Origin of the sequence: Colwellia psychrerythraea (genome assembly GCF_000764225.1) — a bacterium.
GTDB classification, from domain to species: Bacteria; Pseudomonadota; Gammaproteobacteria; order Enterobacterales; family Alteromonadaceae; genus Colwellia; species Colwellia psychrerythraea_D.
The window spans coordinates 258,620-283,447 of record NZ_JQED01000017.1; the positions used below are offsets into that span (position 1 = coordinate 258,620).

Below are 24,828 nucleotides of genomic sequence, written 5' to 3' on the forward strand. Positions count from 1 at the left end.
CTCTTTTTTGACTATGGTATCAACGGACGTTGAATTTTATCACGGCAATAAAGGCCCTCTCTTTCGGATAATACGTACACCAGAAAACATGGTTGCGCGTCTTTTATTTATTGCTCCACTGTTTGAGCAAGCTAATCAAACCCGTCATCATATTACCCGTTCTGCAATTAATGCTTATGGGCAAGGTATACAAAGCATTATTTTTGACCACTTTGGTACAGGCGATAGTCATGGTGAGCTAATTGATGCAAATTTGGGGCTATGGCAACAAGATATACTCTGTCAGCTTAGAGAGCTAAAAGCTAAGTCTCCTCATGCTATTTATCTATCTTTACCTTTATCAGCAGTTTTATTATTAACAGATGAAATGTTGGCGCTTACTGATGGCATAATGCTTTTACAGCCTGACTTTAATGGTAAACGCTTCGTGCAGCAGCTTAAACGTTTAGCACTAGCTGCTGGGTTAACCGGGGGGAATAGGCCAACAAACACTGGCGCAGAAGCAGAGCAAGTTGTTGAGATTGCTGGCTATGTGATGAAGGCCAAATTATTGGATGAGTTGGCTGGACAACATATTAATAAGTTAGCCGGCTTCAATATCGACTGTTATTGGTTCGAATGGCAGGAAAAGTTAGAACTTTTAAGCCCTAGCCGACTAAAACAACAAACTCTCGCCAATAAAAATAATACTTTATTTATTCATCAAATTGATGATGTGAAATTTTGGCTAGCAACTGAATTACAAGTAGCTCAATCATTTTTAGCACAAGAATTATCGCTTTTTTCAACATTAACTGCTTCTGAAGCTGAGGGACGTTGATGAGTGAGCAAGGTGTTGTTTTTAATAGTAATGGCAAACAATTAGTTGCTATTGAGCATTTGCCTGAATTAGTAGAGCAAGAGAAACCTAAAAAAGGCATGATAATCGTAGTTGGTGGGCCACAAACTCGCGTTGGAAGTCATCGATTATTTGTTTATTTAGCTCGCACATTAGCAAAAAAAGGCGTGACAGTTTTTCGTTTTGATTATAGTGGCGCAGGGGACAGTGAAGGTACTGTTAGTACTTTTAGTGACATTCAAGATGATATTGATGCTGCGATTAAAACCTTTCAACTACGTCATAGCGATATTACTGATTTAGCCTTATGGGGGTTATGTGATGCAGCCTCTGCTATCTTGCTTTACCTCAGTGAAAAGCCTGAACAGGCCAAAATAAAACGTATATTTTTAGTCAATCCTTGGGTCAGGCAAGCTCAAACCCAGGCAAAAGCTTATCTTCGCGGTTATTATATTAAACGGTTCTTGAGTAAAAATTTCTGGCAAAAACTATTAGCAGGAAAAATTAAAACAAAATCAACCTTAAGTGATATTCAAAAACTCCATCAACAAAGTCAAACCAACAACATTAGTAATAAACAAGGTAACTTTGTGACGGAAATGCTACGCGGATTAAATCAATTTTCCGGTACGTGCGACATCTTGCTGAGCGGAAATGATTTAACCGCTGATGAATTTAAGTTATTAATTAAAATTGATAAGCATTGGCGCCATGCAATGGCTCGCGCTACTATTAATAAGCAGACAATTGACCATACGGACCACACTTTTTCTCACCGAGATAAACAAATCGAGCTAATTAGGTTAGTGTGTAATGCTTTTGCAAAATAAAGAGTTAACAGATCGTTAAGAAATTTACTTAAGCTATGTTACTTGCAATGATAAATGCTTTACAATTAAGCAATGCATAACATTTTTGTCATAAATTAACACAGAGAAGGAAGCAAAATGAAAATAGGGATTATCGTTGGTACTCGCCCAGAAATAATCAAAATGGCACCCGTTATTCGTGAATGTAAAAAGCGCGGTATTGCCTATTTTATCATCCATTCTAATCAACATTACTCTCAAGAAATGGATAGCATCTTCTTTAAAGAATTGAAATTACCTGCACCGGATTATAATTTAGGTGTTGGCTCTGGTTTGCACAGTAATCAAACGGGCAATATTCTTATTGAAATGGAGCCTATCTTATTACAAGAAAAACCAGATGTAGTATTAGTACAAGGCGATACGAATACCGTATTAGCTGGTGCATTAGCTGCATCCAAACTTGATATTAAAGTGGGTCACATTGAAGCAGGCTTACGTAGTTATGATCGTACTATGCCTGAAGAAACTAATCGTATTCTGACCGACCATATGAGTGAATATTTGTTTGCCGTTGGTCCAAATCAGCATGCTATTTTGGCGAAAGAAGGTATTGATAGTGATAAAATTTTCACTGTGGGTAATACTGTATCAGATTCATTATTTCAACATTTGGACATTTCAGCCAGCACAAGTACCATACTGTCTGATTTAGGTGTCGCTTCTGGAGAGTTCTTCCTAGTCACTGCTCACCGAGCTTCTAATGTTGATATTCCGGCAAATTTATTAGAACTGTTAGCATTATTTGATAAATTACACGCAAAGTACAGTCAAACGATTGTTTGGCCAATTCACCCAAGAACCCAAGCTAAGCTCAAAGAGTTTGCGATTGAGTTACCTAGTTACCTGAAGCTTATTCCACCTATTGGTTACTTAGACTTTATTCAACTGCAAAAACATGCGCAGTTAATCTTAACTGACTCTGGTGGGATCCAAGAAGAGGCATGTTTATTAGGTGTTCCTTGCATTACTTTACGTGAAAATACTGAACGTCCCGAGTCCATTGAAGTGGGCGCCAATGTACTCGTTGGTCGCGATGCAGATAAAGCCTTAGTTGCCGCAGATAGATGGCTTGCTAGTGATGCGGCTAATTGTAACTGGGCAAACCCCTTTGGTGATGGTCATGTTGCTGAAACTATTTTAGATATCATCACTAACTCAGTGCCTAATTCTATTGATAAAGAAATCATTGCTAAAAATGAAACCTTAAGTGTTATTGGTATGGGTTACATGGGGTTACCCATTGCAAGTTTGTTGGCTGAAGCCGGGTATAACGTAACGGGTGTCGATTTAAATAGCGATAAAGTTGCTGCTATTAATGACGCACAATGTCCTTTTGATGAAGCAGGTTTACCTGAACTTATTACTAAAGTTGTTTCGCAAGGTTATTTAACTGCGAGTACTGAAATTCCTTCAAGTGAAACCTATTTAGTTGCTGTGCCGACACCACACAAAGATAATAGTTGTGACCGTAGTTATGTTTTTAGTGCAGTTGATGCTATCGCCAAGGTTGCACAAAGTGGTCAAACCGTGATTGTTGAGTCAACCATATCACCACAAACAAGTATTGCGGTTGCACAACGATTCGCAGATGCAGGTTTGACGATTGACGTGGTTCATTGCCCTGAGCGTGCAATTCCGGGACAAACCTTACATGAACTTGTGCACAACGATAGGATTATCGGTGCGACAAGCGCTAATGCACAGCAGAAAGTTAAGACTATTTACCAAAGCTTTGTTAAAGGTGAAGTGTTTTTAACAGACCTGACAACTGCTGAGTGTATCAAATTAGTCGAAAATACCTCTCGTGATGTTGGTATTGCGTTCGCCAATGAGTTATCGCAAATATGTAAAGAGCTTGGCGTTGATGTCTATGAAGTTATCCGTTTAGCCAATCGTCATCCAAGAGTCAATGTATTAACACCAGGGCCAGGTGTCGGTGGGCACTGTATTCCAATTGATCCATGGTTCTTAGTTGAAAACACTAAGTCGGGAGAGTTTGTTCGTTTAGCACGTGAAATTAATGATAAACGTCCAAGTATTGTGGCAGAGCAAGCTCTATCATTGTTATCTGATAATCAAGGTAACTTGGCAGGTAAAAAAGTCGGTATTTTAGGTGTTGCATACAAGGCAAATGTCGATGACTGTCGAGAATCACCGGCAGATGCAATTCTCGATTACTTTAAGAAAGCAGGTGTTGACATTAATTACCATGACCCATTTGTGCCAAATTGGCATTGTGAAAAACAAGAGACGATCAGTGATATTGATAATTGGGCAGATGTACTTATTTTAGTTACTGACCATGAATGCTACAGTAACTTAAAGGTTTCAAGCCTCTTGCTCAACACTAGAGCTTAACTATAAACCCATTAGCTTTACTGTTAATGGGTTTTATTTTTTGTTAGCTTAATAATAATAACCACAAAAGGAATTTTGACATGAAATTTGTAAATGCCTCTCTCTATTTAAGTGTCGTTCTGGCCATATCCGCTTGTGGGGAGCAAGTCTCTGTTGAATCTCATTTAGAAAATGCGAAAAGCTACCTAAATGAAAATAAAGTTAATGAAAGTATAATCGAATTGAAAAATGCAATTCGTGCAGATACTAAAAATGCTGAAGCACGTTTTTTACTAGGTCAAACCTATTTAAGTTTAGGTGATGGTCTTGCCGCAGTGAAAGAGTTGGAACGAGCACAGGCATTAAAGTTTCCAGATAACAAAGTGCTTCCCTTATTGGCTCGAGCATATATCTTAACTGATAGTGATAGTGATGTAATCGACTTAAGTATCGTTGCTAAAGAACTCGCTGCTGAGGAACGAAGTCAATATTTGGCCTATCAAACACTAGCGGCACTTCGTAGCGAACAACCAGAACTAGCAGAGCGAAGTGTTGAATTAGCGCAGTCGATTGCCCAGCAAAGCCTTTATAGTATGTTGGCTTTGGCGTATTTTCAGTTATCGGAAAATAAGTATGATGAAGTAAAAACCCTTATTTCAAGGATTTTAACGATAAACCCTAAGCAAGTAGATGCTCTGATGCTACAAGGGCAAGTTTCTATGGTGACTGAAGAGTACCAATTAGCGGTAGATAGCTTTAAACAATTTATGGTGTTACAGCCTCGATTTGCCATGGTGCAATTATTACTCGCTAATGCACTACTTAAAGCAGGGCATGACGAGGAAGCAGAACAGCATGCAGATGCTATTTTAGCAACAGTTAATAATCAACCCTTTGCTAACTATATTAAAGCGATGGTACGCTTCCAAGCCCAAGACTATGCCAAAGCTAGTGAGCATGCCGAAGTAGCACTATCGGCAAACTTTAATCAATTCAATTTAAAATTAGTGGCAGGTGCCAGTGCTTTTTACCTAAAAAATTGGCAGCAAAGTTATCATCACTTAAGTGCAATTATTAAGTATATGCCTAATGACCACCAAGCTCGTCGCATGCTAGCCGTTACTCAGTTAGAGTTAGGGTTAATCGATGAAATTAGTGCCACAATTGGCGATTTTGATGGTACTGATGAGGTTAACGCACAATTTTTATCCTCTTTGAGTTATAAGTTATTAGAGCTAGGCGCAACCACAGAAGCAAAGAAATTACTTACTCAAGGTGAGCAAACTCGCTCAGGAAATGCTGCCCATAATGCCCGTCAAGGCATTTTAAAGTTAATGATGAACGACCTTTCGGGCATAGAGAACTTACAAGCTGCGGTTAAGCTCAATCCAGAGCTTGTTGAAGCAGAATTAGCCATAGCATTTTCTGCATTGCAAAGAGGCGATATTCCTAAGGCTAAGGCCATTGCTGATAAATGGAAAAAACAATACCCAGACAAAGCGAGCAGTTTTAACTTATTGGCGAGTATTGCAATAAAAGAAGAAAAATATGATGAAGCTGAGCAAGCGCTTAAGAAAAGTTTAAGCTTAGAACAGGACAATCTTTTTGCATTGATTGAACAATTGCGTATCGCTCGCATGCAAAAGAATATTCCTGTCAGTAAAAACCGAGCTGATTACTTAATCGCTGTCGCTCCGACAAATAATAAAGTTTTAAGACAGTATTTTGGTGTTTATCAAAATGAAATGGCACTAGAAAAACTGACAAAGGCTTATGAACTTGAAAAAACAGATATTAATAAAGCAATATTATTATCAGAAGCTATGGTGAGTCTTGGGCAATTTAAACAGGCCGAATCATTACTTGTGTCACTCGAAGATACTGAAAAGCTACCTAAGCGTTATTGGCAAATATTATTGCTTACCTACAAAAAGCAACAGAAAATCGAAAAAATACAACCTACCTTAGAAAGGTGGTTAAAAGAGAATCCTTATCATATAGAAGCTGTAGTGTTATTAACCGATTCTTATGCGAGTCAACGACATTATGATCGCGCTTTAACAGTCATTAAAAGAGGGCTTGAAAATCATAATGACAACTTAGTTTTGCAATTAATTCAAATGCAATTATTACTAAACAGTAAGCAAATATCTCCTGCGAAAAGTCTATATAAAGTGTTAGAAAAAAAAGATATTTACGACGCACTTAAGCAAGGCCTGCTTGGAAGAATACTACTGCTAGAAGAAAACTATGTACAAGCACTACCTAAATTAACCGTGTTGTATCAAACTTACCCTAGCAGTCAAAATGCTATTTATTTAGCTGGAGCTCACTTGGGTAATGATGATAACGCCAAAGCAGTACAAGTTTTAGAACATTACTTGACTGTTGAGCCTAATAATAATCGTATTGAAACTATGTTAGCGGGATTATACCTAAAAAATGATAGCAATAAGGCGATTGCTGTATACGATGACGTTGTTAAGAAGCAACCTAAGAATGTGGTTGCCCATAATAATTTAGCTTGGTTATATTTAGAACAAGATAATATCAATAAAGCCTTAGAACATGCGAAAAAAGCATTTGAATTGGCACCACACATTGCCAATATTGTCGATACTTACGGCAAGGTATTGTTGGGCTCTGGCGATAAACGGGCGGCCTTGACATATGCTAGTAAAGCGTCAGAAATAGCCAAAGGTAAGGATGTAGATATTCAGTTGAATTATGTTGAAGCTCTTATAGCCAATAATCGAATAAATGAAGCTAAAGACTTATTAAGCAAAGCTAATGCCTCAACAGATGAACAAAGTAAGAAAAAGTTAGAATTACAAGCTCAGTTATAGCTTTGTTTTTTATAGCCCAAAGAAATGACTGCTATGGCAGTCATTTTTATTTGAATCAAGAGGCTTAAAGTAACTGCTATTGATTGCGTTATCTTTTTCGTAATAGACAAAATAAACATTCTGTTATGAAGTAGGAGTACACCAAGGGATTTATCATGAATAAATTATTAATCACCGCAGCTGTTGTCTTAGCATTGAGTCTTAGTGCCTGTAGCGAACAAAAGACCGCTGAGCAATTAATGGCCAGCGCACATCAACTTAGCCAACAAGGAAAGTATGCAGATGCCATTATAGACTATAAAAATGCAATCCGATTAGTTCCTAAAAGCGCTGAAGCCCGTTTACGATTAGGTCAAGCATACCTAAATCAAGGGAATTATATTAGTGCTGAAAAAGAACTAGATAGGTCTGTAGATCTTGAGGCAAGCTTTACACAAGCAGCAACACTGTTAGCACAGGTAAAAACTCGACTAAATAAGCATAAAGAAGTTGAACGACTCGTTGTGCTAAGTGAGGAGCTTAACGATAATGACTATCTTACTATTTTAAGCTATGCGGGTATGGCCACTCTCGCAAATGGTGATATTACTAAAGCACAAGATTACTTTTCACAAGCCACAGCTATAGTAGCTGAAAACCCTTACAACAAACTATCGCAGGGTTATCTCTCTTATATAAATAGGGATTTTTTACAAGGAATAGAAATTACTAAAAGCTTGTTAAGCGAGCAAAGTTCCTTCGCTGAGGCCTCTTTATTACAGGGCTTCTTATATTTTTCTCTACATAATTATCAGCAAGCAAGTGATTCGTTTGAGCAATATCTTGACCGTTATCCGCTAGATCAATCTATCCGATTTTTCTTAGTTAATAGTTTGCTCAAAGCGGGTAAGTTTGCCCAAGCGAATATTCTCACTGATGAGCTTCTCGTTACCTTTAAAGAATCACCACTTGCTTTACAGTACAAATCACAAATTGAGTACAATGCGGGTAACTACGCAGAAGCTCAGAGATATGCTAGCCAAGCGGTTAATTATGATGATAGTTTTGTCGTTGCTAACATGATAGCTGGTATTAGCTCTTACCAATTAGATGAATTAGAGCAGGCATACGATCATTTGATTTCTTTAGAAAGTAAATTACCTGCCAATCATCCTATCAATGCTATTTTGTTATCGATTAAAATAAAATTAGGCCATACCGATGATATAGCTTTATCTGTAGATAAGTTAAAAAACAGTGCTAGTGATGCAGGTTTATTGCAAATCAGCAGTTTAGAGTTATTGAAAGCAGGTGATCTTGTCAGTGCGCAATCATTATTAAATAAAGCGACTCAGGTTTCACCGAACAATGCTAATTTGCAAATTAGACAGGGTGCGCTTTTATTAAGTCAAAAAGATTTATCAGGGGTTAAGTCGCTAGAAAATGCCCTTCGTATTGATGCGAGTTTACATGACACTGAATTTGCATTGGCTCGTCAATACCTTAGAAGTAATGAGGTCTCTAAGGCACAAGTGATAGCAAACAAATGGCTGAAGTCTGAAAACTATCAGGCATCTGGTAATATATTGAACGGCTTGATTGCCATGAAACTAGAAAAAGTAGATGAAGCTGAGATGTACTTTCAAGGTGCCTTAACATTTGAGCCTAAAAGTATTAGTGCAATTTATAATCTAGCCATCGTCGCTGCATTTAATAAAGAAGTGATGCAAGCCATTGTGGGTTTTAAAGAAGTCATTGAACTGAACCCTAATCATCATAATGCTATTCGTCGCTATACTGTGCTGCAAACAAGGCAAGGAAATACGGCTGATGCAATTTCTTTTTTAAATGCCATATTTGAAGAAAATAAATTCAATAATAAAATTCATAAAAATTTAGCTATAGGTTTGGCACAAAATCTACGTATAAGTAAGCAGGTGCCTGCGGCCATTGAGTTATTAGAGTCGATAAAAGTTGAAGATAACTTATCGGCTCATTATTGGTCTGTTTTAGCCAGTAGTTATACACAAACCCGCCAGTATAATAAAGCGTTGTCTACTTATGAATTAGCTCTGAAAGAGGTGCCAAGAAGCTATATTCTTTATGTTGGTAACATCGCTACCTTAGAAGTGTTAAAGCAGTATCCACAAGCTTTAGCATTATCTAAAGTCGCAAATGAATACTTTCCTAATGATAATAATTTGATGACAACATTAGCTTATTTAGAGTTAGCCAATAATAATGTTCAAGCCACTAAGAGACAGTTGAAAGAGCTTAAAGATAAAGGGGTCTCTAATCATCTTATGACAGCTACTGCTGCAAAGGTAGCGATAAAAGAAAATGATTTTTTTGAAGCGGTAGAGCTCTATAGTGAGCTATATGAAAAAATCCCCAATGCTAATAATGCGATTAACTTAGCAAGAGCATTGCAGTTTTCTAAACAAGGGCCTGAGGCTGAGCTCGTTTTGGAAAATTACCTGGTTAAAGAAGTAAATGATAACCGAGTGAGAATGTTACTTGCTGAGCTATATAGTATGAACAATGTAAACAATAATAAATCAGCTCAGATTATCAGCACTTATCGAACGATTGTCGACAGACAACCGGATAATCTAGCGGCTTTAAATAACCTTGCATGGCAACAATATCAGAGCAATGATATTAAAAGTGCAAAACAAAATATTGAAAAAGCACTATCCTTGTCACCCAACAATAGAAGTATTTTAGAGAGTTATGGCGTAATTCTCGTCGCAAATAAACACTATAAAAAAGCAATTGAAGTGTTATCAGATGTTGTAGATAAAGGTTCAATTGATGTCAGTGCTAAAGTGAGTCTGGTTGAGGCATATATTGCTGTTAATCAATATGAACAAGCCAAAATGATGTTAAAGGGTTTAAGTTCCCATAGTAGTAAGTTGAACGTAAAGATAGCGAAATTAAAGCGAGAAGTTGCTCAATATTAAGCAACTCAGTGACAGCCTAACGATTGTCAGTAAACTTTACACTCTCCTATCTCATTATTGAACTTTTGATGGGGTTGACTTATTACTCGTTGATTATAAAGCAAAAAAATAACCTTTTCATTCTTGGCATAATAAGTGCTTTAATATTAACAAAATATAAAATAACAAATTTTGATTACCTAAAAAGGAAATTATATGAATTTATTAAAAACTTTTGCTACAGCTTCATTGATTGCTCTTGCAAGCATTGGCGCTAATGCTTCGCAAATTGTTTCTGGTGGTGTTACTTGGGATCCTGATTTTGATAATGGATTTACAAGCGACTTTATTTCTACTGGTGTTTTTAAACAATATTATGTTGCTGGTACTGCTCGAGGTAGTATTTCTGTAGGAGATAAGATTAGCGATTTTAACTTAGTCACTTTAGATGATACGTTAGAAGGTTATGGCTTTTTAACAACGTTTAATGGTCAGAACGCCTCTGAATACTGTGTTACTTGTGATGTGTTAAGCTTTACTTTCACAGACTTTAAACTAGATGATTTAACTGCTGTAGGTGCACCAATCTTTACTGGTGGTAGTGCTGCTATATATGCTAACTTGGGCGGCCTTCCAACTAGTTATGCTGATGCATCAGATGATTTACTTTGGTTAGAATTAGATGCTGTTGTTAACCCATTAGCCGGTGATGGCGCAGGCTCTACTATCGATGTAGCAGGTACTGTTGTAGGTGGTCTTAATGCAAACGCCTACTTTGATGTTGTTGGTGGCGCAGCTGCAAGCAATTTTGATACTGATGGTGAATTATTTGGTAGTGACTTAGCGTATAGTGCTACACGTAATGCTGGTCAAGATACTGGTGGCTTTATCATAAATGGTAATTCTATTCCTGAGCCTACTAGTTTAGCAATATTTGGCCTAGGTATTTTAGGTTTAGCTGGCGCAGCTCGTCGTAAAGCTTAAATTTACTGATTAGTTGAAGCTTGGCTACTAGGCGTAACTATTGATTACGCTTTAGATATAAATAACCTCCTAATGGAGGTTTTTTTATGTCTGAAAAATGTAAAAATTGACGGTAGGAGTAGATTAATATCAATTTCATTAACTTTATTCCAAACTAAGAACTATGTCAGGAGCGTTATAATAAATAAAACTTGTGCGGATCAAGTCATTCAACATCAAACAAGTTATCGTCTTTCTGACAAGAACGCAGAATGGATACCGTTTATGACAATTGCGCTGTCCCTAAGATTATTAATTCTCGCTGAGTAGGAAATAACGTAATGGAATTGGTATAAGGTTAGTATAACAAAGGGGTATTCTGCTCTTGTTCCTATTAGATTACTGATAATTTGCTACAAAAAAGCCGCAGTTTAACAAAATTAAACTGCGGCTTTGGATAACTCTTAAAAAAGCGAAAACTTATTTTAAACCAGCGTAATAAGCTGCTAAGTTTTCCATATCCGCATCAGAAAGTGCCATAACCATACCTTTCATTGTAGGGTCGTTACGTTTGCCTGATTTAAAATCTTTAAGTTGCTTGGTAAGGTAAGCTTCTTTTTGACCAGCTAAGTTAGGGTAAGTTGGTACAGCAGAAATACCAGCAGCACCGTGACAAGCGGCACACATTACTGATTTTCCTTTACCAGCTGCTGCATCACCAGCAAATACAGGAGATGCCATCATAACCGTTGCTGTTGCAACAGCAAGCATAAGTTTATTCATAGTTTCACTCTCTTTGGTTCTAAGGTTTTTGTAACTAAGGTCAAATGCAAGCATATTAGTTGAGTTACAAAGATAAAATTCTCTCTTGAGTATATGAAAATTAGATGAGCTTGTCGTGGATTTTTTTGTCAAAAGTCCTGATTAACATCAAACTTTAGTCGTATAATCAACTATATTTTGTAAGATATGAGCATAGGTGATTATGAACCCTGTTACCCCTCCGCAAAGGCTTGAGTCATTAACGTATCAAGTAGACCACTTAAACGTTATATTCCAACAGCACTGGTACCAAGAAAATATTGAAACATTAATTGATATCCTGTTTTCATCTATTATGCCGGTTACTATACAAGAAAAGATAATTGGAGCTGATCGTGAGAATATTCGCTTTAGTTGGGCCGGCCATCACTTTGTGTTGAATTTTGAAATTTATAGTCAGTCTTGCTGGATAGAAGGGCAAGATGGCCAAAGTACTGAACTATTAGCAACGCTTCACTTGGCAATAACAAAAAAATGAAAACAAATGAACGAGTAACCGATAAGATTTTAATAAGTGCCTGCTTTTTAGGTGAACGTGTTCGTTATAACGGCGAAGCTAAACCGCTTGTGAATGTGTTAATAAAAGAATGGCAAAAACAAGGACGATTAATCCCTGTATGTCCTGAAGTTACTTCAGGACTTCCAGTGCCTCGGCCACCAGCAGAAATTGATCCAGTCACAAAAAAAGTGATCACTATTGAATCGGTAGATGTTACAGAGCAATTTGAGAAAGGGGCAGAAATTGCACTACGTTTATGTCAGCAGCACAATATCCGTTTGGCCTTATTAAAGGAATCAAGCCCCTCCTGCGGCAGTAATAGTGTTTATGACGGAACGTTTTCTCAGCAAAAGATTATTGGAGAAGGCGTAACCACTAAACTTTTACGTGCAAACGGTATCAAAGTATTTTCCGAAGCTTCGATTGCACAATTGGCTGCACAAATTGGCTGCACAAATTGGCAATTAAAGTTTTTCGACAAATGCTAGCAATCCTAAATAGAGAGTTCTTTATCGAACGATAGGTAGGTTTCACAGTCCTGCACTTTGCATGGTAACAGCAATGGTATAAAATATGACTCAAGGGAACAGGACTATGTTGATAAATAATGAGTTTACACAAAGCGGCGACAAACCCAAATGATAAACACAGTAATACCTCACTAAAAGCAGGGAGTAAAACTAAGCATATTCACCAACTTTTTACTGTCCATTTTATTGTAATATTTTTGACCGTAGCCATTGGTTTATGCTCGATATTATTTTTTTTAACACTGCAACATAATCAATCTCAAACAAAAATAGCTTTGCAGTTTGACTCACTTCGAACACAGTTTCTTCAGCAAAAATACTTGATGAATGCAGATATGCTGATTGATAGCATTTTGAATAGTACTAATTCACATGAATTGCTCACCTCGCAGGAAACACTTTCTCTACAAAGTAAAAAGCTCTCATTACTAAGCTCTAAGCATAAAAAGCGCTATCAAGGAGCATTTGCTCGCAATTCTCAAGCGATGGATTTAATTATCCGTATTGAATCGAAAGATGTAGAAAATGAACTGTTGAAATCTAAAATATTAATTCAGCTTGACACTTTACTTGATGCCATCGAAGTTCAATTGAATAATCAGCGGACAGACTTGAACCAAGCCACTCTATTAAATGAAGTGGAAAGCCAACTTACTAACATAGTACTGATACTTAAAGATTTAAACCTAAAAACATCGGTTGAAACTTTTGAAAAATTGACTGGAAAAATGGAGGAAGTTTTTGTTACTGATTATGCTAGACAACTAGCTAATCAACAGGATGAAAGTCTAGGGATGGCTGACATTGTCAGAGACTTTATTCGCTTTGAAGACCTGATGTTGAAAGAAGACTTCTTGTCTAAATGGCAAGGTAATTTGGGCTTAATGAGTCATTATCAACGGCAGCTTATTGATGAGAAACAACAGTTACAGCAAATTATTAGTGCGCTATTCGTTAGTCAGAATGACGGCGACGCTACATTGGTAATGAACGATTATACAGTAATAGATAAAGAAGCTATTTTATTAAATCAAATACCTCAATGGGTAGCTATTTCTTCCTCCATATTACTTGTCTCTGTAATTGTCTTACTTTGGTGCGTTAGAAGAAAAGTTAAAGCGGTTAGTCAATTTAGCGTAGCTAGTATAAGTCATGCTTTAAATAATGAAGCGAATACTGTGATAACTGAAGAAAAAGGTAGTTTTCCACCGTTACATCATAAAGCCTTCTATAATGCTGAGTCCGAGTATATCATTAGAAAAATACAACGTACGAATTCCAACAAAGCAGAATATGCAGCACTCATTGATAAAAACTTAATGCTGGAAGATAAGGTACTTAAACTTAAAGCGTCTGCGAAATCCTCATCACAGTTACAACTTGAACAGCAAGATTGGCAATCCCTTCATCTGACGACTCTTAAGCAATTGGTACTAATTAGTAGTGCTGCTGTACAAGAGACTGCTAACAAAATAGGCTTAAGTGAAGAGAAAAATTACTTATACCTCGCTCATCTTCAGGGGCGATATTTAGTAAGAAGATTAGAACAATTTAGTGGGCATTGCTATTTGCAGAATGGTGATGCGTTATTGACATTGACTGATGTGAATTTTGTTACTCAATTGCAGGCGATCGTTCTTAGTTTACGCAGTGAATTATTGCTCTGTAAAAATACGTTATCAGTAACCATTGATGAGAAAATTCTTCCAGAGGTGAATCTTGATGTTAAGTTATTTGGTGAAATGTTGGCTGCTTTTATTGGGTTACTACTCTCTAAACAAATAGGTAGGAAGTTAACGATGAAGCTGCAGTTAGTAGATAAAAATAAAGGGCAACAAATAATATCTTTTACTGGCCAAATTGAAGGAGGGAAAAATGCACTACAACTACCTCTTGTGCTACAAGCATTTAGTGATAGTAGTTTTGAGCATAGCGAGCTTGGTAATTATTTTAATGCTTTATTACGATTGCAGCATGGTAATAATATTAGCGTCCAATTAACTGAAAAAGCTTATTATTTCAGCTTTACTTTACCGTTCGCCGTTGCTGATAATCAGCGAGAGCATAATTTTCCACTACTCTCACTACCGGGTCGCTTAGCTGATATTCAAAAAGATTGTGAAGAATTAGCAACTAAGTATATTGTTATGCCTATAGAGGTGTTAATTGCAGTGAAAGTACCTGAAAATCACCTGCGCTTACAGCAATTATTACAAGCTTTTGGTTTACAGGTTACGTTCGTCAGTTGTAAATTGATGTTACAGCAATATTGGCAAAGTGGCCGCTTTGCAGTATTAATGACAGAGTTAGACTGTCAGCCCTTTACGGCATTTATAGTTGATGAAGAAGGAATAGTTTGCCCAAGAACGCCCTTAACTCGAGGGGTATTTAGTTTATCTGAGCTAAGGGACTTTAACTATAAACCAGAGAGGTATTCTCACTGGAAGCATGGTGTTCTTAAGCCTAACTACTCCGTAAGTGAACTAGAAACAGCATTGCAACCTTGGTTAAAGGAGCAAGTTTGTAGCAATGAAATTATCGAAGAAAAAGTACTGCAAGTTGCTAGTAGTAATTGTGACAGTGATGCTTTGTCAGAAGCACAGTCTGTATTAACAGCGAAAAAGAAGGAATATAGTTTTAACTTTGAACGTTACTTAAAAAATCAAGGCTCTGCGGAACTGGCTATTTATATGCTTGATGAGTATACAATTGAAAACAGGTTACTTGTTGAGGAGTTAAGTCAGGCTATTTCAGCTCATGATGGTAAAAAGACTGATGATATTATCCGTTCGCTGTTGGTAAATGCCCGTATACTTGCGGCGGATAACTTACTGCACCTTTGTCAGCAATGGCACACATTGCTCACAACTCAAGGATTAGATAGCTGTGAGAAATTACAGATGGTTTTATTAAGTAAAACTAAACAAGCCGTTGATGACATTAGTCAGCATGCAGTTACTATCGTTTGACACGCGTTTATAGGAAAGTATATTGAGTAAATATAATCGTAATAATCAAGTGCAGTTAACTGACAGTCCATGTGTGCGTAATTGCTGCTTAGATGATGATGACATTTGTCTAGGTTGTTTTCGTCATATTGATGAGATTACCTCATGGCGAGATTATTCTGATGAAGAAAAGCAAGGTGTTTTTGATTTATGCAAGCAACGACAAGATGAAAAGCAAAATAAATCAAATAGCTAGGTGAGGATGATTGATTCGTATACTGTCATAGTTCAATATAACTTTAAACTCAGGAATGTAATAAAGGACTTTTTGTGATTAATAAGAAAACACTTAAATCAATACTCTCTTTTACTGAAAATCAAAACCCTGCACCCAGCTTTATTTTTATCTATATCCTCACTTGGTTTGTTTGGCATCATCAGTTATTTAGTCTTTTTATCAATGCTCAAGGAGATTTTTTAATGAAAATCACTACCTCCTTGACATCGCTTGAAAAAAACCAATATTTTGTTGTTTTTCTGCTAACGTGCTTGATTTTCCTTGCTCGTTTGGCTGTCGACTATTTTAAGTTTAAATCCAGAGAACTGTTAAATTCAGCAGATGACGACTTTGTTAATGCGAGAGATGACCAAAAATTTGCGCAAAATACCGACATTGCTAATTTGATGGCTACCCTAACAAAAACCCAACAACAGCTAGCAGATAGTAAAGCGAGAGAGAAAAAAGTAAGCGCAGAAAAAAATGAAGCGATTAAAAAGTTATTAACTCTTCAGCATGAGTTAGATGAGACTAGAGCAGATATCGATATCCTTAATAAACTAAAAGTTAATTAATACAATTAGCCAAACCAGATTTATATTTTGTGTGGTTAGGCGTCTCTCGTTAAGCCTTTCTCAACAGAGCGAATTAAGCGTAGTGTTAATCTGTGGTTTTTTGCTTGCTTTGCTGCAGCTTCCTCAGAAAGCATTTTCTTATTGTCTTGTTGTGCTAACGCCCAGTTAATATGTTCAGCAACCAGTTCACTTGCTTCGGCTAATTTCTCGGTTAATGCCGCTACAATAACTTCACTATAAGGTGCGTTACCTAATGCTACCGCTATGTTTCGTAGCCAACTTTGAAAGCCAATTCGCCTTATGGGTGAGCCTTGTAAGGTATTAAGGAAGTGCTCTTCTGACCAAGCAAATAATGTAAGTAAACTAATATCATCTAAATTATTTCTAGCCTGAAAGTCATCAACAAGACTAAGTTTCGCGTATTTATTCCAAGGACATATTAATTGGCAGTCATCACAGCCATAGATACGATTTCCCATTAAAGGACGTAACTCTACAGGGATAGCATCAGGTGATTCAATGGTGAAATAAGAGATGCATCGCCTAGCGTCAACTGTGTATGGCTCTACAATCGCTTTTGTAGGGCAAATTTTTATGCAAGCTACACAAGTGCCACAATCATTATTTTTAGTCTGTGTTTCTACGGTCTTAATGGCATTTTCACTATATTCATTTCGACTTACAGGCAAGGGAATATCAATAAATAACTCACCTAAAAAAAACCAAGAGCCTGCTGCTTTATTGATTAATAAGGTATGTTTACCTGCCCAGCCTAAACCAGCCTTTTCTGCCAATGCTCTTTCCATTACAGGGGCAGAATCAACGAATGGCCTGCAGTTAAAGTTACTGCAATGTTCGGCTATTTTTTTTCCTAATTGCTGTAAACGTTTACGCATTAATTTATGATAATCACGTCCGAGTGCATAACGACTTATATAGGCCTTGTTTTTATCTTTTAAAATACTAGAAAATTGAGCATTTTGTGGCAGGTAATTTAAGCGAACACTAATTACTCTAATGGTACCGGGTACTAATTCTGCAGGTCGAGCACGCATTAGACCATGACGCGCCATGTAATCCATATTGCCGTGATAGTTATTGGCTAACCAACGCTCCAAGACACTTTCATGAGCGGATAAGTCAATATCACTGATGCCTATGTCAGAAAAACCTAATTCTTTGCTCCAGCACTTGATTTTTTCAGCTAATTCTTGATAGTTAGTAGAAGACATTGTCATAAAATAAAGCCATTTTCAGCTCGTTTGTTGAACCATTGATTGAGGTTAAGTTAATACCATTTTGATTAAGTTTCTTCCCGCTCAGCGAGAATTAAAAGGCTTAGAGGTAAGGCATTGATTGAAGAGAATGGTTATTCCCTTATCTAAATCAATAACGTAGCATGTAAGCCTTTTAAACTGGCCCTTTGGGAGTTTGTCAGCAATTCGATAACCGCACTGAATTTCTTTCATATAGAATAACTATAATGTAAAAAATTCAATTTGTTCTCAAACCGCTGACAAGCTCTGAGTAGGAACAAACCTAATCAAATTGGTATCATCATGAAATTATCACTAAGTTTATCACAAAAGCCACCAGTGACGTCTGTCTATACTGCTGATCAGGTATTGAAAAATGAAGCGAATGTTGCGCGAAGTCAAGGTATAGCACTGTATGAGCTCATGCGAAATGCTGGAGCTGCTGTTTTTACACAATTATCGCATCGCTGGCCGAATGCTAAACATATGTTAATACTGTGTGGTAAAGGAAATAACGGCGGTGATGGTTTTGTTGTTGCTAAATTAGCGCACCAAGCAAAGTTGCAGGTGAGTGTATTGCTTACTTGTGAAGTGAGTCAGTTAAAAGGAGATGCTTTATCGGCTTATCAAGCCATGATTTTTGCAGGCGTATCACTGAACATTGAGAATGCTGTGAATAAAAGAGCACAGAGTTTGGCAGTCATTAATAATTTTTCTGGTGAGGTCATTGTTGATGCTTTATTTGGCATTGGTTTTACTGGTCAACTAATGCCACAACTGCAAGAGTTTGTTACTTGCATTAATCATCACAAAGCCAAAGTAATTAGCATTGACGTGCCATCTGGGCTTTGTGCGACAACAGGTAAAGTGCATGGTGAAAACATTGCAGAGCAAGCAATCATTGCTGATATAACGGTAACCTTTATTGTTTATAAACAAGGCTTGTTAACTGGGCAGGCTGCTAACTTTGTCGGTGAGTTATGCTTGGCACCCTTGGAATTGAATAGTGCTTTCTTGGATCAAGTAAAAAATAATGTGTGCTTCGGCCAATACAAACTTCCCTTGAACCTAGCTTTACGATTACCTGCCAGCCATAAAGGAAATAGCGGTTTGCTTTTGACTGTCGGAGGATGTGAGAAAATGCCTGGGGCAATTCGTCTTGCTAGCGAGTCAGCTTTACGTTGTGGCGCAGCTTTGGTTGCCGTGAGTAGCCACCAGAATAATCATATGCATATTTTGAGCGGTAGACCAGAGCTGATGTTAGCACCCGAGACGAGTACTTTGTTAGCGAGCTCAACTCAATTGAATAAAGCAAACTCATATCTTATTGGGCCAGGGCTAGGGCAAAGTGATGAAGCAAAAAAGTTATTTGAATTGATATGTAATACTAGTCAAACACAGAGGAAAACTACAGTAATAGATGCCGATGCTTTGATATTATTAAGTAAAACTAAAGCGCAGTGTAATCACTGGATATTGACTCCCCACCCAAAAGAAGCAGCAGCTTTATTGGGTGGGGATGTAACAAGTATTGAGGCCGATCGTTTTGCGGCAGTGCGTGCTATTGCAAAACAATATGGTGGTATTTGCTTACTTAAGGGAGCAGGCTCTCTAGTTTCAGATGGTGAGCAGGTAATTATCAATAATTCAGGTAATGCAGGCATGGCATCAGGGGGAATGGGGGATGTATTAAGTGGAATTATTAGTGCTTTGGCGATGCAAAGTGATAATAATTTTCACTCAACATGCCTCGCGGCATATATTCATGGTGCTGCAGCTGATATTATAGCCAAGAATAATGGTCAGCGTGGCTTGTTAGCAAGTGATTTATTTATACCGTTACAGCAATTGCTCAATGGGAAAGTACCAAATCATTAACATCACAATAGTAGTCGCAATCAACATAGAAAAGAAAAATGAAGCAATTAGAATATTTTTTGGCTGATGAAACTGCCACCATTGCCATAGGTTCAGGGTTGGCAGATATAGTTAAAAGTGCCACAGTGCAGCAGGCATTGGTTGTTTACCTTAATGGTGATTTAGGTGCAGGTAAAACAACGCTGACAAGAGGGTTTGTAAGAGGTATGGGTCATGCAGGTAATGTAAAAAGCCCTACTTATACCTTGGTTGAACCTTATGAATTAGGTGAGTGGCGTGTTTTTCATTTTGATTTATACCGTCTTGCTGATGCCGAAGAATTAGAATATATGGGGATTCGAGATTATTTTAATAATGACTGTTGCTGCTTTATTGAATGGCCAGAAAAAGGGGCAGGGCTATTGGCTAAAGCAGATTTAATCATTAATATAGCTTATCAAGATGAACAAAGAGTCATCCAGTTGCAAGCGGAAACTGTTCATGGCGAACAAGTGATAAAAGAGCTCGCACAAATTATAAAGTTATAAGAATCGGGGTTAGTTGGATGTATCGGAGAATTCTCCTGTCAATAGCAAGACTACGTACGCTAAGTTTATTATGTGTTGCTATCTTAAGTTTGCTTTCAGTAAATACCTATGCCGCTAATAGTATTGATGGCATTCGTGTATGGCCAGCGCCGGAAAATACTCGCATTGTTTTTGATGTTAAACAAAAGCCTGATTACAAATATTTTACCCTCAGTAAACCTAATCGTTTAGTGATTGATTTTACTAATACTAAAAACACAGTAGCATTAAAAAACCTTGCCGTTAACGACCCTCGAGTGAAACTTTTTCGTTCAAGCTTAACTAAAGGTAAAACTCGCTTAGTTCTGGAGTTAACTAAGTCTTATCAGCTTACGGTTTTCCCGCTAGCACCTGCTGGGCAATACGGTCATCGGCTAGTGATAGATTTATATGATAAGAATCGTAGTAAAAAGAATGTTTCTAAACCAAAACAGAGTGTTGGCGATATTATTATTGGTATTGATGCTGGTCATGGTGGTGAAGACCCCGGTTCTATCGGTGGTAAAGGTACTTATGAGAAAAGAGTAACCTTAGCGATAGCTAAAAAATTACAAAAAATTATTAATAAAGAAAAAGGCATGAAAGCGGTGATGATCCGTAGCGGTGATTATTACGTTAATTTAAATCGTCGTACTAGCCTAGCAAGAGACAAAAATGTTGATTTTTTAGTCTCAATACATGCGGATGCTTTTCATACCCCAGGTCCAAGTGGCGCTTCAGTTTGGGTGGTAACTAAAAGCCGTGCAGAATCAGAGTTATCACGTTGGTTGGTCAATAGAGAGAAAAAATCAGAATTACTTGGCGGCGGCGGTGGCGTTATTAAAAATACTTCAGATAGTCATTTAGCATTAGCTTTAGCGGACATGAGCAAAGAGCATTCCCTTGGTGTAAGTTTTGGTGTAGCTAATAATGTTATTAAAGAGCTGAAAAAAATCACTAAAATGCATAAGAAAACACCACAAAATGGTAACTTTGCGGTACTCAAATCATCTGACATACCCTCAATATTGGTTGAGACGGGTTTCATTTCTAATCATAAAGAAGAGAAAAATCTGACCTGGTCTAAACATCAGCAACGCTTAGCCAATGCAATTCACGTAGGTATCAAAAATCACTTTTTAGCGCACCCTTTAACCGGATCTTATTTCGCATCCGTGGGATATAAAAAGCATAAAGTACGAAGCGGTGAGTCACTATCTGTATTAGCGAAACGTTACAATATATCTATGAGTAAACTTAAATCTATTAATAAATTAAAAACTAATTCATTAAGAATTGGCCAAACGTTAAAAATTCCCCGTACCGGATAAATCCTTATGACTATTGCTATATTACCTGCACGTTTGGCTAACCAAATTGCTGCCGGTGAAGTGGTTGAACGCCCAGCTTCCGTTATTAAAGAACTGATAGAAAACAGCTTAGATGCGGGGGCAACATCAATTCATATAGATGTTGATAAGGGTGGCATAAAAAAGATCAAAATTACTGATAATGGTCATGGCATAGTTAAAGATGAACTCACCTTGGCGTTAAGTCGTCATGCGACTAGTAAGATTAAAGACTTAAATGATTTAGAAGCAATTGATAGTTTAGGTTTTCGTGGCGAAGCCTTAGCCAGTATTAGCTCCGTCGCACGATTAACGTTAACATCTAAGCCAAAAACTCAAGCGACAGCATGGCAAGCCATTGCTGAAGGGCGGGACATGTCTGTCAATATAAAGCCTGCCGCCCATCCTGATGGAACCAGTATTGAAGTGCTCGATTTATTTTTCAATACACCCGCTAGACGTAAGTTTTTACGTACCGAACAAACAGAATTTAACCATATTGATGAAGTGGTACGTCGAATTGCACTAGCTCATTTTGATGTTAGCTTTACCTTAACGCACAATGGTAATACGGTTCGTCAATATCGAATGTCGAATACTCATGCACAATGCGTTAAACGTGTTGCTATGGTATGTGGGCCTAAATTTATTGAGCATGCCGTTGAAGTAGACTGCCCTCATGACAATATGACGCTTTCTGGCTGGTTAGCAAAACCAAGCTTTTCACGAAGTCAAAATGACCTTTGCTATAGTTATGTGAATGGCAGAATGATGCGTGATAAGCTTATTAATCATGCGATTCGCCAAGCTTATGCTGATTTATTACCCGCAGATACTTATCCTGCATTTGTATTATTCTTAGAACTTGATCACCACGAAGTTGATGTTAATGTTCATCCAGCAAAGCATGAAGTGCGTTTTCACCAAAGCCGTTATGTTCATGACTTTATATATTCGGTTTGTCATAAAGCATTGACGTCAGGTCTAGCAGACCAAGAACTGATTACTCCCACTGATAGTGAACTTACTTTAGCACCTGAACAGTCTTACTCCTCTGTAGGTGCAAATGAAAGACTAAATGAGCGTCCAGCAACATCCTCTTCAGTAAAATATCCTAATACAGACTATATTAGACCGTTACAGCATGTACATGGTGCTGGTAACCGTCAATCTAGTAATGGCGGTTACGGTCAACATGTAAAAGCTAACGAAAGCTCTTCTGTGGCGTCAGCTAATTATCAATCATTAATGACACCTCATCAGGAAGCTTTACCTCAAGCCCAACTTGTTACAGGCTCTCACCAAGGTTCGGTGCAAGAGCAGGAATTGCAGAGCACACAAAGCTCGACCACAAAAAGTGATTTTTTGAGTTTGCACCACCCAGGTTATGCACTATATGAAGCGGGAAGCGGTGTTAGAGTATTGTCCTTATTTAATCTAGCAAAAAGTACGTACGTTAAGCTCGTTGAACAAAGTTGGCAGCATGACAATGAACAATCTGACCAGGCCATTGAATCTTTGATCAGCCAACCATTGTTATTGCCTGTAATTATGAGTCTATCTGAGAAACAGCTAAACTTTGTAGTAGCAGAGCAGGAAATACTCGCAAAGGCGGGTATAGTGTTTGTAGAGCAAAGTAAAAACAAAATACAAATTAGGAAGTTTCCTGCGTTATTACGCGAGCAAGATGTAAGCAATGCATTTATTATCATTATCGATGAGCTGATCAGCAAGTTAACGACTACCCAAGATAAATTAGTCGGTGAATCTGAGTTGCATCAAAGTATAGCTTTAGCAATGGTTTTGACGCATTACGATGAAACTCAAGCTGCTATTTTACTCAAACTATCTAAAAAATTGTTTCATGAACAACTTAGTCAACAATTGCTCTTGAATTCTATTCCCCTTGACCTCACATCACATATTAAGAAGTTATTTTAGCCATTCTCAATTAAGAGTTAAGTATTCGTGTCAGTTCAAAGCACCACAGAATTAAATCAGCCACCTGTTATTTGTTTAATGGGGCCAACTGCATCGGGAAAAACTGCTTTGGCAATGGCGCTTAAAGACGCATTACCTTGCGATATTGTCAGTGTTGATTCTGCCCTGATTTATCGTGATATGGACATTGGTACAGCTAAACCAACAAAATTGGAGTTAACACAGTACCCTCATCGACTTATCGATTTACGTGATGCGAGTGAAAGTTATTCCGCTGCTGATTTCTGTCGTGATGCGCTAGCTGAGATTGCTGAGATTAGAGCGAAAAACAGAATTCCATTATTAGTTGGTGGAACTATGATGTATTTCAAAAGTTTAATTGAGGGAATTTCCCCTCTACCGACAGCAAATCCAGATATACGCCAAGCAATTGAAGCTGAAGCTTTGAAAAAAGGCTGGAAAGCAATGCATGAACAACTTGCGGAAATAGATCCCGTTTCAGCAGAGCGAATACATCCGAATGATCCACAACGTATTACTCGAGCATTAGAAGTCTACAGGTTGACGAGTAACACATTGACACAATTGACTCAAATAAAAGGTGATAAGCTCGCGGGTGATGTTCTACAATTAGCAATAACTCCCACAGAGCGCAGTACGCTTCATGAACGAATAGCACTACGCTATCAGCAAATGATTGATATGGGTTTTGAGCAGGAAGTGATTAAATTAATGTCACGAGGTGATTTACACCAAGATTTACCTTCTATTCGTTGTGTAGGATACCGACAAATGTGGCAATACCTCGAAGGTGAATTTGACCACGATGAGATGATTTTCCGTGGTGTTTGTGCAACCAGACAATTAGCTAAAAGACAGCTAACTTGGTTAAGAAATTGGCCAGATTTACACTGGTTGACAACGGATGATAAAAGCAATTTATCACAAGTTTTATCACTGCTTGACGCAAAGCAGTAAAGGGCGAGCAAATATAAAGCAATAGTTGGAAATTGATGTATAATTAATTTGTTAGCTATTTTATATAACATTTTGTTGTGTTGTTTTCATAGCAAGTTTTTCAGTTACTTTATTACTGAGTTTTAAATTTACCAGTAATGTTTAATAATAATAAAAGGGACCATATAATGGCTAAAGGGCAGTCTTTGCAAGACCCATTTTTAAATGCGTTACGTCGTGATCGCATTCCAGTTGCAATATATTTAGTTAACGGTATTAAGTTACAAGGACAAGTAGAATCTTTCGACCAGTTTGTTATTCTCCTTAAAAATACGGTTAGTCAGATGGTATATAAGCACGCTATTTCTACTGTTGTGCCTTCTCGTGCAGTTAATACAGCACCAGTACCTAGCCCGGATGATCAATCATCAGATGCTTAATGCTTTTTATCTTTTGTTGAGAAAAATTAATCAT

The 24,828-nt window shown here is 37.5% G+C and carries 19 protein-coding genes; 17 read left to right on the top strand and 2 right to left on the bottom strand.

Features of this window, described 5'->3' with window-relative positions; genetic code table 11:
- Window positions 1-13 precede the first annotated feature (13 nt).
- The 6 genes from ND2E_RS11560 (at window position 14) to ND2E_RS11535 (ending at window position 10,798) form a co-directional block, all read left to right on the top strand.
- Window positions 14-820, top strand: a complete 807-nt coding sequence (locus ND2E_RS11560; protein ID WP_223303601.1) for a hydrolase 2, exosortase A system-associated — start codon at window positions 14-16, stop codon at window positions 818-820.
- A complete protein-coding gene (locus ND2E_RS11555) occupies window positions 820-1,668 on the top strand; it encodes a hydrolase 1, exosortase A system-associated (RefSeq protein ID WP_033093708.1) in 849 nt (282 codons plus the stop codon). Before ND2E_RS11560 ends, ND2E_RS11555 begins: the two co-directional genes overlap by 1 nt.
- A gap of 117 nt (window positions 1,669-1,785) precedes the next feature.
- Window positions 1,786-4,068: a non-hydrolyzing UDP-N-acetylglucosamine 2-epimerase gene (gene wecB / locus ND2E_RS11550; RefSeq protein ID WP_033093709.1), complete on the top strand. Its 2,283-nt coding sequence runs from the start codon at window positions 1,786-1,788 to the stop codon at window positions 4,066-4,068.
- 80 nt (window positions 4,069-4,148) lie between these two features.
- A complete protein-coding gene (gene prsT, locus ND2E_RS11545) occupies window positions 4,149-6,893 on the top strand; it encodes an XrtA/PEP-CTERM system TPR-repeat protein PrsT (RefSeq protein ID WP_033093710.1) in 2,745 nt (914 codons plus the stop codon).
- A 155-nt stretch (window positions 6,894-7,048) separates the two neighbouring features.
- Complete coding sequence (prsT, locus tag ND2E_RS11540) at window positions 7,049-9,835, top strand: XrtA/PEP-CTERM system TPR-repeat protein PrsT (protein WP_033093711.1); 2,787 nt, start codon at window positions 7,049-7,051, stop codon at window positions 9,833-9,835.
- 195 nt (window positions 9,836-10,030) lie between these two features.
- Window positions 10,031-10,798 (top strand): PEP-CTERM sorting domain-containing protein, encoded by a 768-nt coding sequence (locus tag ND2E_RS11535; RefSeq protein ID WP_033093712.1) that lies wholly within the window; start codon window positions 10,031-10,033, stop codon window positions 10,796-10,798.
- Window positions 10,799-11,257: 459 nt separating this feature from the next.
- Here ND2E_RS11535 and ND2E_RS11530 read toward each other — a convergent pair whose 3' ends face one another.
- Complete coding sequence (locus ND2E_RS11530) at window positions 11,258-11,560, bottom strand: c-type cytochrome (RefSeq protein WP_033093778.1); 303 nt, start codon at window positions 11,558-11,560, stop codon at window positions 11,258-11,260.
- A 202-nt stretch (window positions 11,561-11,762) separates the two neighbouring features.
- Between ND2E_RS11530 and ND2E_RS11525 the strand changes: the two genes are divergently transcribed.
- The 5 genes from ND2E_RS11525 to ND2E_RS11505 all read left to right on the top strand — a co-directional run bounded on the left by ND2E_RS11525 (window position 11,763) and on the right by ND2E_RS11505 (window position 16,428).
- Window positions 11,763-12,077 carry a DUF3630 family protein gene (locus ND2E_RS11525; RefSeq protein WP_033093713.1) on the top strand — a complete coding sequence of 105 codons (315 nt, stop codon included), beginning with the start codon at window positions 11,763-11,765 and terminating at the stop codon, window positions 12,075-12,077.
- Window positions 12,074-12,586, top strand: coding sequence for a DUF523 domain-containing protein (locus ND2E_RS11520; RefSeq protein WP_033093714.1), 513 nt, complete (start codon window positions 12,074-12,076; stop codon window positions 12,584-12,586). Before ND2E_RS11525 ends, ND2E_RS11520 begins: the two co-directional genes overlap by 4 nt.
- Window positions 12,587-12,705: 119 nt before the next feature.
- A complete protein-coding gene (locus tag ND2E_RS11515; RefSeq protein ID WP_033093715.1) occupies window positions 12,706-15,597 on the top strand; it encodes a hypothetical protein in 2,892 nt (963 codons plus the stop codon).
- A 22-nt stretch (window positions 15,598-15,619) separates the two neighbouring features.
- A complete protein-coding gene (locus ND2E_RS11510; protein ID WP_081962032.1) occupies window positions 15,620-15,832 on the top strand; it encodes a DUF1289 domain-containing protein in 213 nt (70 codons plus the stop codon).
- A 74-nt stretch (window positions 15,833-15,906) separates the two neighbouring features.
- Window positions 15,907-16,428 carry a hypothetical protein gene (locus tag ND2E_RS11505; protein WP_223303597.1) on the top strand — a complete coding sequence of 174 codons (522 nt, stop codon included), beginning with the start codon at window positions 15,907-15,909 and terminating at the stop codon, window positions 16,426-16,428.
- Between the two features lie 35 nt (window positions 16,429-16,463).
- Here the strand turns inward: ND2E_RS11505 and queG are convergent, their stop codons facing one another.
- A complete protein-coding gene (queG, locus tag ND2E_RS11500; RefSeq protein ID WP_033093716.1) occupies window positions 16,464-17,666 on the bottom strand; it encodes a tRNA epoxyqueuosine(34) reductase QueG in 1,203 nt (400 codons plus the stop codon).
- 321 nt (window positions 17,667-17,987) lie between these two features.
- Here queG and ND2E_RS11495 point away from each other — a divergent pair, with 321 nt between their 5' ends.
- The 6 genes from ND2E_RS11495 (at window position 17,988) to hfq (ending at window position 24,794) form a co-directional block, all read left to right on the top strand.
- Window positions 17,988-19,562 (top strand): bifunctional ADP-dependent NAD(P)H-hydrate dehydratase/NAD(P)H-hydrate epimerase, encoded by a 1,575-nt coding sequence (locus tag ND2E_RS11495; RefSeq protein WP_052056487.1) that lies wholly within the window; start codon window positions 17,988-17,990, stop codon window positions 19,560-19,562.
- A 38-nt stretch (window positions 19,563-19,600) separates the two neighbouring features.
- A complete protein-coding gene (gene tsaE, locus ND2E_RS11490; RefSeq protein WP_033093717.1) occupies window positions 19,601-20,089 on the top strand; it encodes a tRNA (adenosine(37)-N6)-threonylcarbamoyltransferase complex ATPase subunit type 1 TsaE in 489 nt (162 codons plus the stop codon).
- Window positions 20,090-20,106: 17 nt separating this feature from the next.
- A complete protein-coding gene (locus ND2E_RS11485; RefSeq protein WP_033093718.1) occupies window positions 20,107-21,438 on the top strand; it encodes an N-acetylmuramoyl-L-alanine amidase in 1,332 nt (443 codons plus the stop codon).
- A 6-nt stretch (window positions 21,439-21,444) separates the two neighbouring features.
- Complete coding sequence (gene mutL / locus ND2E_RS11480; RefSeq protein WP_033093719.1) at window positions 21,445-23,397, top strand: DNA mismatch repair endonuclease MutL; 1,953 nt, start codon at window positions 21,445-21,447, stop codon at window positions 23,395-23,397.
- Between the two features lie 78 nt (window positions 23,398-23,475).
- The gene (gene miaA, locus ND2E_RS11475; RefSeq protein ID WP_033093782.1) at window positions 23,476-24,375 is read left to right on the top strand and encodes a tRNA (adenosine(37)-N6)-dimethylallyltransferase MiaA; all 900 of its coding nucleotides are present in this window, start codon (window positions 23,476-23,478) and stop codon (window positions 24,373-24,375) included.
- A 167-nt stretch (window positions 24,376-24,542) separates the two neighbouring features.
- Complete coding sequence (gene hfq, locus ND2E_RS11470; RefSeq protein ID WP_033093720.1) at window positions 24,543-24,794, top strand: RNA chaperone Hfq; 252 nt, start codon at window positions 24,543-24,545, stop codon at window positions 24,792-24,794.
- Window positions 24,795-24,828 lie beyond the last annotated feature (34 nt).

Excerpts from the sequence above, each read along its gene's own strand:
- ND2E_RS11560 (WP_223303601.1), top strand. The coding sequence starts at position 14 with ATGGTATCAACGGACGTTGAATTTTATCACGGCAATAAAGGCCCTCTC.
- ND2E_RS11555 (WP_033093708.1), top strand. The coding sequence starts at position 820 with ATGAGTGAGCAAGGTGTTGTTTTTAATAGTAATGGCAAACAATTAGTT.
- wecB (WP_033093709.1), top strand. The coding sequence starts at position 1,786 with ATGAAAATAGGGATTATCGTTGGTACTCGCCCAGAAATAATCAAAATG.
- prsT (WP_033093710.1), top strand. The coding sequence starts at position 4,149 with ATGAAATTTGTAAATGCCTCTCTCTATTTAAGTGTCGTTCTGGCCATA.
- prsT (WP_033093711.1), top strand. The coding sequence starts at position 7,049 with ATGAATAAATTATTAATCACCGCAGCTGTTGTCTTAGCATTGAGTCTT.
- ND2E_RS11535 (WP_033093712.1), top strand. The coding sequence starts at position 10,031 with ATGAATTTATTAAAAACTTTTGCTACAGCTTCATTGATTGCTCTTGCA.
- ND2E_RS11530 (WP_033093778.1), bottom strand. The coding sequence starts at position 11,560 with ATGAATAAACTTATGCTTGCTGTTGCAACAGCAACGGTTATGATGGCA.
- ND2E_RS11525 (WP_033093713.1), top strand. The coding sequence starts at position 11,763 with ATGAACCCTGTTACCCCTCCGCAAAGGCTTGAGTCATTAACGTATCAA.
- ND2E_RS11520 (WP_033093714.1), top strand. The coding sequence starts at position 12,074 with ATGAAAACAAATGAACGAGTAACCGATAAGATTTTAATAAGTGCCTGC.
- ND2E_RS11515 (WP_033093715.1), top strand. The coding sequence starts at position 12,706 with ATGAGTTTACACAAAGCGGCGACAAACCCAAATGATAAACACAGTAAT.
- queG (WP_033093716.1), bottom strand. The coding sequence starts at position 17,666 with ATGACAATGTCTTCTACTAACTATCAAGAATTAGCTGAAAAAATCAAG.
- ND2E_RS11495 (WP_052056487.1), top strand. The coding sequence starts at position 17,988 with ATGAAATTATCACTAAGTTTATCACAAAAGCCACCAGTGACGTCTGTC.
- tsaE (WP_033093717.1), top strand. The coding sequence starts at position 19,601 with ATGAAGCAATTAGAATATTTTTTGGCTGATGAAACTGCCACCATTGCC.
- ND2E_RS11485 (WP_033093718.1), top strand. The coding sequence starts at position 20,107 with ATGTATCGGAGAATTCTCCTGTCAATAGCAAGACTACGTACGCTAAGT.
- mutL (WP_033093719.1), top strand. The coding sequence starts at position 21,445 with ATGACTATTGCTATATTACCTGCACGTTTGGCTAACCAAATTGCTGCC.
- miaA (WP_033093782.1), top strand. The coding sequence starts at position 23,476 with ATGGGGCCAACTGCATCGGGAAAAACTGCTTTGGCAATGGCGCTTAAA.
- hfq (WP_033093720.1), top strand. The coding sequence starts at position 24,543 with ATGGCTAAAGGGCAGTCTTTGCAAGACCCATTTTTAAATGCGTTACGT.